Genomic DNA, 9,690 nt, shown 5'->3' with positions numbered 1-9,690 from the left:
CCTGCAAAAATAGCTCGGTGCCAGGTTAATTAATGACAACTAGAGCGGCATTCTTTCAATAAGAATGCCGCTCTAGTTGTGTCATACTTGCTTAAATTTAATTCGCTTTCTTGCTCTATCTATATGCAAGATAAAGAAGGTTTTTGGTTTTAACTGATGAATTTACCTTCTTTTATCTGGCTTTGGAAAATTGCGGCATGGTCAATGGGATTTGCGCTCGCAGCGTATTGCATATTGGCTATTACGGGTATATTGATCTTTGCTAAGCGGCAGCAACAGCAATTTCGCGCTTCTTGGTTACGCCCCTTGCACGCTACAACTGGTGGTGTAATGATAGTGCTAGTGTTGCTGCTTTTGGGCATTGGTATTGTTGGTACATTAGGGCACTTTGGAAGCTTAGGACATTCCTGGCACTTACTCGCAGGACTAGCTGTTGCCAGTCTGATGTTTCTCTCTGCGTGGAGTGCCATGCAAATCAATCTGATGCGTCCTTGGGCGAGGTCACTTCATGTCAGCACCAATTTAGTCTTGTTTCTTGGATTACTTTGGGTCTCATTAACGGGATGGGGTGTTGTGCAAAAGTATTTGCCTTGATTGACCTATTAGAGTCTTGCTGCGGAGGCTACCTTAGCATGTTTGTTGTGAATTAATTAAGCTAGCCTCATATTTAATTGCATCTACAAGAGATTTCATTTATGGCATCTAGCGTCACCGTTATTGGGCATCCTCTGATTCAACACAAATTGACTCTGATGCGCCGAGCTGAAACCAGCACTGCTAAGTTTCGGTTACTTATGACTGAGATTAGTATGTTGTTGGCTTATGAGGTAACGCGCGATTTGCCACTCAAGTATGAATCAATTAATACGCCGCTATGTCTTATGAATGCACCTGTGTTGGCTTCTGACAAAAAGCTTGTGATTGTTTCTATCATGCGTGCAGGGCAGGGTATTTTGGATGGAATGCTACAACTGATGCCGTCTGCAAGAGTTGGGCACATTGGCTTGTACCGCGAACCGACAACTCTAGAACCAGTGGAGTACTACTTTAAAGTGCCACATGATATTCAGGAGCGCGATATGATCGTAGTCGACCCGATGGTTGCTACAGGAAATTCTGCAGCTGCAGCAGTGCAGCGCCTGAAAGAAATTAACCCACGATCGCTCAAACTGGTGTGTCTATTAGCAGCACCTGAAGGTATCAGTAACTTTCACGAGCAGCATCCGGATGTACCGATTTTCACAGCAGCGATCGATGAGAAACTAGACGAACACGGGTATATTGTGCCGGGGTTAGGTGACGCAGGTGATCGTTTATTCGGAACGAAATAGGGTTTATGGTGCAGTACTGTACGTTTGTGCGAGTAACGAATAGAACGGTAATTGTATGGTAGAAAATGTTCTAAGTTCGGAGCAGTTGCACCAACTGTCGACAGAAGCGCTGAAGCAAGAACTATTGCGATTGACTGCAAACCGGGATACTGATTCTCTCAGTCAAAAAGTACAGTTTTTTAAGGATACGCTGAAACCAGTGTTTGACGAACTGAGTACCCGCAATCCTACTGTAAGAGTAGAAGAGCAAGTTCCGCTTGTCATCGGTGCCTGGAAACCGATTTGGTCTACCATTCCCTTTCAAGATACGATTCCTGGACGGCTTCGAGAGCAGTCTTACCAGATTTTTCATGATGACGGCTATTACGCCAACGTGGCTCGCTATGCTCCAGGAAAGCAGCTACCGTTGCTGAAGAACATGCCATCTTTTCTATTTGCCTACGACTTCATGATCCTTCAGAAATATCAAATAGTTGACGGGCATTGGTATATACAAAATGTTGTTATCAAGCAGAAGTTGAGATTTGGGCACGTGCCACTCAGCGTTGAACGAGCCGAGGCTTGGTTTACTAAGGTCGCTCAGGCGTCAACGTTTGCTGCTTTAGAAAAAGACTTTTTAGAAGTGCCTGACTTTGAAAATTTGGATCAAAAAACTGCTAAGAGGTTTGCAACAATCTTCAAGTCAAAGCCACAGCTAGAACATCTTTATATAGATCCAGAGTTTCGACTAGTGAAATCTCAACGAGAAGCTAAGCAGCGTCCTTCGTACACCATCACAGTGCGCTTGCGCTGACCACTACTTTCTCCTGAATCCCTGTTTTTGTTTGAGTCGTTGCTTTATGTGCGCTGAGCGATCGCGATCGCCCGATCCAAAACGGTTGCTTTATAGTTTTTCTCAGAGTACTGGTCAAGATGTTGAAAGAGGGCCAAGGGCGGCACCACTCGACAGCTAAAAAATTCGATCGCTGCTCTTCCATCAGCAAACAAGAGCACTTTAGGGGATAGATCTTTCGGTATTTCAATTTTCCATTGCCATTGTGCCTGTGCTGGCACGGCCTTAATGAGTCGATGGTGTGACCAATGACTAGCTTTGCCAAAACACCCAAACTCTGCCAGTTCGCGTTGTAGAAGAGAGGCAATGATAAAAGAAACTGCCGAGTGATCGCCTTCTACCGCTTCCATTAGGTTCGTGAAAGCCCCGGCGGGGCAAGGGGGATGGGTGCTATCGCCGCTGCCAGCCAGCGCTTTTTCCAGTTGGGCTGTGGTACTTAGCGACTCCGGGACTGCCCAAATGACCCCCCTTCCTTCCTCTAATTGCCGATGAAGGTAGCAGACTAGACGCACATCCGGTTTGAGCGTGAGGCCAGGAAGTTTCTGCAGCACTGAGCCCGGATTTGTAGCACTGATGAACCACTCTCCACGAGTATTTGGTGCATGGGTGGGCTCATCCATTGCACTGCCAAAATTAAACAGATCGCCCAGACCACTCAGCGAGTCTGGTTCCGGAATCTCTATTGCTTCATCGAATGATGCTAGAGATCGGGGGTGGTTCTCCGATTCAGGCAGTGCAAAGCCATGTTGAATATGCTGCCGAATTTTTTGAAGTGCTTCAAGCTGAATCTTTTGCACAGACATAGCTTTGTGACGCGCCTTAATGCTGAATGAACAAGCAGGTAAGCCTCTGCACCACCTACTTCACCTTTAGTATGCCCATTCCAGCTTGGGATCATTGATAGTACAGCCTTGAGTCATTGTTGAAGGAAGAGATTGGCAAAACTCTTCCCTATGGAAAAAAGCTTTCTCAATCCACTTGGATTGCGATATGCGCTGGTTACTTTGCCTGAAACGGCGTGTACTTACCACCCAGGCCTTCAACAATAGCTTTTGTATTCGCGATAAAAAACGTCTGGTAGGTATCGCCTTTGCTGCCCTTTTCACCCAGTCCATCGGCGAATAACTCTTGTTCTGCAACCTTAATCCCCGCTTCGTTGGCGACAGCTTCAATGAGCTTTGGGTTGATTGTTGCTTCGGCAAAAATTGTCGGGACGTTCGCGGCTTTGATCTCTTGAACCAATGTTTTCACCCTGCTCGGTGTGGCTTTCTCGTCGGTACTAAGCCCTTGTAAGGCACCAACTACGGGAATGCCATAGGCTTTGGAATAGTAACCAAAAGCATCGTGAGTCGTCATAAGTTTCCGTTGGCTGACAGGAATAGTCGCAATTTCTGCCTTGATCCAGGTATGAATTTGGGTCAATTCATCAGTCACTTTTTTGGTGTTGGCTGCGTATAGAGTTACCTGACTGGGTTGCAGTTGAATCAGACTTTTGCTAATGACAGTGGCGATTAACGCACCATTTGCGGCAGTGTGAAACACATGTGGATCGGTCTCAGTTTTGCCATGCTCTTCAAACTGTTGTGGTTTGGAGACGGCCAACTCATTCACAGCCACCTTGGGAGCCGTATTAGCGCTCGCTTGAATGAGCCTGATCGCTTCAGGCTCGAAATTGTAGCCCCCGTAGAGGATCAGTTTTGCTTGCTCGATCGCCTTGCTATCCTCTGGCTTCGGTTTATATTCGTGAGGATCAGCGCCCGCGTCAATCAGACATTTGAGCGTCACTGTATCGGCGGCAATCTGTCGCGTCAGGTCACAAACAACAGTGTTAGTGGCGACAACAAGAGGGCGATCGCTACTAGACGGAGCCTTGCTTGCCGATGAGGCGTTTGTTGGCTCTGATGCTGTTGGTTTGGCAGATTGAAGCGGTGCCGACACGCAACCGCTCAAGCTGAACACCAAAAATAGTCTAGCTAAGCCACTTAGATGGCTTGGCCGAGGGGGCAAAGGTTTACACAAGATGATACTTCCGGTATGGTGATGAAAATGATTCTCATTCTATCTAAATCGTCATGCTACAGGTTCAGCATCTCACTGTCAATTACCGTCGGTTACAAGCGCTTGACGATATTGGTTTCAGGCTACCCAGTGGCTCATTGGTGGGGCTGATTGGTCCGAATGGAGCGGGTAAGAGTACGCTTATTAAAGCGTTGCTGGGGTTGATTCCAACACAGGCGGGGCAGGTGCTTTATCGAAATAAGCCACTCAAACAGCAGCTTCGGCGAGTCGCTTATGTGCCACAGCGATCGCAAATCGATTGGGATTACCCGATTACCGTCTGGAATGTAGTAATGATGGCGCGCACTCCTCACACTGGGTGGTTCCGATCGCCCAGCCGCCAGTCGCGGGACATCGTCAGAGACTCGTTGCAACGCGTTGAAATGCTAGATTTGCGCGATCGCCCGATCGGATCGCTGTCTGGCGGGCAGCAACAACGGGTTTTTCTGGCGAGGGCGATCGCGCAGCAAGCCGATTTACTGCTGCTAGATGAACCACTTGCCGCTGTCGATAAGAAAACTGAAGCGTTAATTTTTCAAATTTACGACGAACTGAAAGCTCAGGGTAAAACCCTTCTGGTTAGCTGTCATGAATGGGGCGGTATTCTCAATCACTATGACCAGTTACTCTTACTCAACCAGCGGTTGATTGCACATGGATCACCAACAGAAGTGATGACTCAGAAAAATATTCAAGTTGCCTACGGCATTCCGCCAGCATTGCCGCATTTTCATGATTCATTAGAAAGTAATTTTTTCTGTTAGAAGCAGGATTCAGGAGTCAGTGGTCGGTAGCCGGTGGTCAAAGTTAATTCAAAACTCAAAATTCAAAACTCAAAATTCTCTTCATCCCTCATCCCTCTAACCTCTTATGCTCGACTGGCTACTTGAGCCGCTTGGCTTTGAATTTATGCGAAACGCTCTAGCCGTTGGCGTTCTGATTGGGATTCTATGTCCCATCATTGGGGCTTACCTGATTGTCCAGCGGATGTCGCTTCTGGGGGATGTGATGGCACATTCGGTGCTACCGGGACTGGCGATCGCCTTTTTTCTGCGAATCAATATTTTGATCGGTGCTTTTGTCTCTGGCATTATCAGCGCTTTTTTGATTGCCTGGCTGCGTTCTCAAACTCGCATTAAGGTGGATGCGGCGATGGCGATCGTGTTTAGCAGCTTTTTCGCGTTGGGTATTTTGCTGCTGACGCTTTTACGCAACAAGCTTGATTTAGATAGCTTTCTGTTTGGCGATATTTTAGGTGTGACCTGGCAGGATGTGGTGCGGACGGCGCTGATTACAGCGATGGTGTTGCTGCTGGTACGAGTTTTCTACAAAGAACTTTTATTTTATACCTTTGATCCGTTGGGTGCACAGGCGATCGGGTTACCAGTTGAGAGCCTTTATCTTGGTTTAATGGCTGCTGTGACGCTCACGATTATTGCCAGTATGCAGACTGTGGGCGTTGTGCTGGTCGTTGCTATGCTAATTGGGCCGGGCACAACGGCGTATTTGCTGGTGAAGGAACTGCATCAAATGATGGGCTTAGGAGCGGTGATTGGTGTGGTTGCCAGTGTTAGCGGCATGTATGTCAGCTATTACCTGAATGTACCGTCAGGGCCCTGTATTGTGCTGCTAAGTTTTGGCTTGCTGCTCTTGGCGTTGCTGTTCAGTCCTTCTCAAGGGCTATTGACTCAGCACGATCGTGCTTAATTAGCTACCACTTTGGAATTGGCAGCTAGGGAATGGCTTCTGGCCTTTCCTAAAGTTGAAACCCCTTAAAAAGTTTTTCCAGAGTAGACTTGGCACAATACCAGCCTTTCTGATTTGCATACCGTTAAATTAAATCTTAAGGAGTAGGGTGTCGCGTTTAACCTGAGATAGAATTGCAGCTAGTTTTAAGTCATTTCTAAAGCACTCGCACAAAGCAGGCTGTTTGTAGGGCGCACTACCCGTCCATACTCCTGTGATTGTGGTGAGAATTTTGCAGTAAGTTGCTCAGTGTCTCGATCCCGATGGGTATTGGATGCATCGCTTCTTCAAGTTTGTTGGAATAGGGCAGGGTTTTTGACAACACGCTTCCTTAACAGAAATTTTCGTTGGAATCGGTCACATCAACTGAGTGTGCGCATCTCACTCACGTCTGCGAGCAGGACGCTCGCACTGTGGCTGACCCATTTGCAACCGGCTGTAATAACTAAAGTCGCCACATTCGCCACACCTGGGGAGTCTCACTTTTAAGATGATGCTGGAATTGCTGCAGAATTTGTTCTCGCCCAATGCTTATATGCCGCATGGGTACTGCTATTTGTGGCAGACGCCATTAGTTGGGCTGCATGTTGTGAGTAATGCGCTGATTGCGATCGCTTATTTTTCCATCCCAGCCATGCTGGTCTACTTTGTTCACAAGCGTCAAGACGTCCCGTTCTCCAAAGTCTTCATCATGTTTGGGGCGTTCATTGTGCTGTGTGGCACAGGGCATTTACTAGACATTTGGACACTGTGGCATCCGGCCTATTGGCTGGCTGGTGGTGTGCGTGCGCTAACGGCTCTAGTCTCTTGCTATACCGCCTTGCAGTTGCTTACGCTGCTGCCTCAGTTTTTGGCGCTCAAAACACCTGACCAACTCGAGGCCATCAACCAGAAATTGCAACAAGAAATTGTTGAGCGTCAACGGGCTGAGGCGACGCTACAAAGTATTGTGGCAGGTACTGCTTCGGCAACCGGTAAGGCGTTCTTTCCAGCACTGGTAAAGCATTTGGCGATCGCGCTAGACGTGCCCTACGTGATCGTGGCACAACGATTGCCAGAGCAACCTACTGAGCTTAAAACGTTAGCGGTATGGGCACATGAAACGCTAGCGGAGAACCTAACCATCCCTCTTCTTGGCAACCCTTGCGGAGCCGTCATTCAAGACGGTTGTCTGTGCTATTACCCCGATACGTTACAAGAGCGGTTTCCCACATCTGCCATCGTCAAAGACCTGCAAGCAGAGAGCTATTTGGGTATGCCCTTAGTGAATGCAGCAGGGCATGTGATTGGGCATTTATCTCTGCTGCACTCACAGCCACTAGCCTTGGACGAAAACAAGTATGCCCTTGTGAGCGTGTTTGCAACTCGGGCGGCGGCTGAGCTTGAACGTCAATGGGCAGAGCAAGCCCGTAACTACGCGTATGAGGCACTGGAATTTCGGGTGGAAGAACGAACCACCGAGCTCATTGAAATCAACACAGCACTCGAAACCGAAATTCAGGAGCGGATCGCGGCAGAAGCAGAACTGCAACGCATGGCAGAACTGGAACGGGCAACCACTCGCGTAATTCTGCGGATGCGTCAGAGTTTAGATCTAGACGACATTTTCAGTACAACAACCATTGAAGTGCGGCAAGCGATGCGGTGTGATCGTGCTCTCATTTATCGCTTTAACCCAGACTGGAGCGGCAATGTGGTCGCTGAGTCGGTGGGGGCTGGTTGGAATGCGATCATCCCGTTTCGCCTTGACGATCCAGCACTGGTAACGACAGCTGTTGATCAGCCAGACTGTATTATCAAGCGCTTAGATGGCAACGCAGTTTTGATTCAAGACACCTACCTACAAGCAAACGAAGGTGGGCTCTACCGTGAGAAAGCAAACTATTGCTGTGTGCCTGACGTTTACGCAGCAGGGTTTGATACCTGCTACCTTGAACTCCTTGAATCTTTGCAGGCACGCGCTTATATCACCGTCCCGATCTTTTGCGGTAACCAGCTTTGGGGCTTGCTGTCAGCCTACCAGAACACGCTTCCTCGCCAGTGGCAAGAGGCAGAAATCCGAGTAGTCTCTCAAATCAGTAGTCAGCTAGGAGTCGCGGTACAGCAAGCTGAATTGTTTGCCCAAACGCAGCAGCAGTCAGTCGCACTGCAACAGGCGAAAGAACTTGCTGATGATGCTAACCGGGCGAAAAGTGAGTTTTTGGCAAACATGAGTCATGAATTGCGTACTCCTTTAAATGCAGTGTTGGGTTTTTCTCAGCTGATGTCCTGCGATGCGTCGCTGACGCAGAAGCAACAAGAGCATCTTCAGACTATCAACCGTAGTGGTGAACACCTGCTGAAGCTGATTAATGATGTGTTGGAGATGTCTAAAATTGAGGCGGGACGGCTCTCGTTAGACACTGATCATTTCGATCTTTATAATCTTCTGCACAATTTAGAGGAAATGCTGCAGTTGCGAGCTGAAACCAAACACTTACAGTTCACGATCGAGTGTTCAAACGATGTTCCTAAATGGGTCATTGCTGATGAAGGTAAGCTCCAACAAGTTTTGATTAACCTGTTAGGCAATGCGATTAAGTTTACTCAACAAGGGATCATTATACTAAAGCTTTCAAAAGGCATTGAGCTTCCTCGCTATCTGCATTTTAAAAAAGCAGCCTCCGAGCCCAGAATGATACTACATTTTGAGGTGGAAGACACTGGTGCAGGCATGACGCTGGCTGAACAGCAAAGCCTCTTTAAGCCGTTTGAACAAACTCGAGCTGGCTTATTGTCTGCAGAAGGCACAGGGTTGGGACTAGCTATCAGCCAAAAATTCGTGCAATTAATGGGTGGCGAAATTACCGTTACCAGTCAACGCGATCAAGGTAGCGTTTTTTCCTTTGACATTCCGGTTGGTTACGATCCATCGATCACCACCGACACGCTTCGATCAAGCACTCAAACGGTGATTGGATTGGCGCCCAATCAACCGATTTATCGCATTCTTATTGCTGAAGATAATGCTACTAATCGCTATTTGCTCTCACAAATATTGAACCTGCAAGGTTTAGAACTGAAAGAAGTGGACAATGGACTCGACGCGATCGCACTTTGTAGGGAATGGCGACCACACCTAATTTTGATGGACATGCGCATGCCTGTGCTGAATGGTGTTGAAGCAACGCAACAGATTAAAGCGGATGCCCACATCCAAGACACGATTATTATTGCTCTCACAGCCAGTGCGTTTGAAGAACAGCGGCAGGTATTTCTTGCCGTTGGCTGTGATGACTTTCTCAGCAAACCGTTTCAACGGCACACCTTGTTTGCCAAAATCAGTCAACACTTAGGTGTGCAGTACCTTTATGCAGTAACTGAGTCGGCACAAATACGCTCTCTCCAGCAACGCAATCAGCAAACCTCTCAACTGACTGAAGAGGCTTTGCAAGCCACTTTGGCCGCACTGTCAGCGACGTGGAGGCTGCAGCTATACCATGCAGCTTTAGAGTGCAGCGATGCGCGAGTACTAGAGTTACTGCAGCAAATACCGTCTGCACACACCGCCTTGAAAGATGCCTTGATTGAGCTTGCTGAAGGCTTTCAATTTGACCAAATTTTAACGATGCTGGCTATGCCTGACTTTGTCATTAACGACGCTGAATCGTTCTCAACCTGAAGGCCAATGATCGATAGATCATATGCGATCGAGCGAGGCTTAGAGAATGGCTGAGTAGACTC

General features: G+C 47.8%; 8 protein-coding genes. 6 read left to right on the top strand and 2 right to left on the bottom strand.

Annotated features, from left to right (window positions below; translation table 11 throughout):
• Nucleotides 1-156: 156 nt before the first annotated feature.
• From C7B82_RS29030 to C7B82_RS29020, 3 genes are all read left to right on the top strand, one after another.
• Nucleotides 157-594, top strand: coding sequence for a DUF4079 domain-containing protein (locus C7B82_RS29030; RefSeq protein ID WP_106260601.1), 438 nt, complete (start codon nt 157-159; stop codon nt 592-594).
• A gap of 101 nt (nt 595-695) precedes the next feature.
• Nucleotides 696-1,331 carry a uracil phosphoribosyltransferase gene (gene upp / locus C7B82_RS29025; RefSeq protein WP_106260600.1) on the top strand — a complete coding sequence of 212 codons (636 nt, stop codon included), beginning with the start codon at nt 696-698 and terminating at the stop codon, nt 1,329-1,331.
• Nucleotides 1,332-1,386: 55 nt separating this feature from the next.
• On the top strand, nt 1,387-2,124 hold the full coding sequence (locus C7B82_RS29020; RefSeq protein WP_106260598.1) for a hypothetical protein: 738 nt from the start codon (nt 1,387-1,389) through the stop codon (nt 2,122-2,124).
• 44 nt (nt 2,125-2,168) lie between these two features.
• On the opposite strand, the gene C7B82_RS29015 is transcribed toward C7B82_RS29020, so the two are convergent.
• Both C7B82_RS29015 and C7B82_RS29010 read right to left on the bottom strand, forming a co-directional pair.
• A complete protein-coding gene (locus C7B82_RS29015) occupies nt 2,169-2,966 on the bottom strand; it encodes a hypothetical protein (protein WP_106260597.1) in 798 nt (265 codons plus the stop codon).
• Nucleotides 2,967-3,162: 196 nt separating this feature from the next.
• Nucleotides 3,163-4,101, bottom strand: coding sequence for a metal ABC transporter solute-binding protein, Zn/Mn family (locus C7B82_RS29010; RefSeq protein ID WP_245940149.1), 939 nt, complete (start codon nt 4,099-4,101; stop codon nt 3,163-3,165).
• Between the two features lie 134 nt (nt 4,102-4,235).
• Between C7B82_RS29010 and C7B82_RS29005 the strand changes: the two genes are divergently transcribed.
• The 3 genes from C7B82_RS29005 to C7B82_RS28995 all read left to right on the top strand — a co-directional run bounded on the left by C7B82_RS29005 (nt 4,236) and on the right by C7B82_RS28995 (nt 9,628).
• On the top strand, nt 4,236-4,985 hold the full coding sequence (locus C7B82_RS29005; protein WP_106260595.1) for a metal ABC transporter ATP-binding protein: 750 nt from the start codon (nt 4,236-4,238) through the stop codon (nt 4,983-4,985).
• 106 nt (nt 4,986-5,091) lie between these two features.
• Entirely contained in the window at nt 5,092-5,928 is an 837-nt protein-coding gene (locus C7B82_RS29000) for a metal ABC transporter permease (protein ID WP_106260594.1), read from the top strand.
• Between the two features lie 532 nt (nt 5,929-6,460).
• A complete protein-coding gene (locus C7B82_RS28995) occupies nt 6,461-9,628 on the top strand; it encodes a GAF domain-containing protein (protein WP_106260592.1) in 3,168 nt (1,055 codons plus the stop codon).
• Nucleotides 9,629-9,690: the final 62 nt, after the last annotated feature.

The sequence above is a fragment of the Stenomitos frigidus ULC18 genome (genome assembly GCF_003003795.1).
Classification (GTDB): domain Bacteria; phylum Cyanobacteriota; class Cyanobacteriia; order Leptolyngbyales; family Leptolyngbyaceae; genus Stenomitos; species Stenomitos frigidus_A.
The sequence above is the reverse complement of the archived record's forward strand: the minus strand, read 5'-3'. Positions and strand labels throughout refer to the sequence as shown.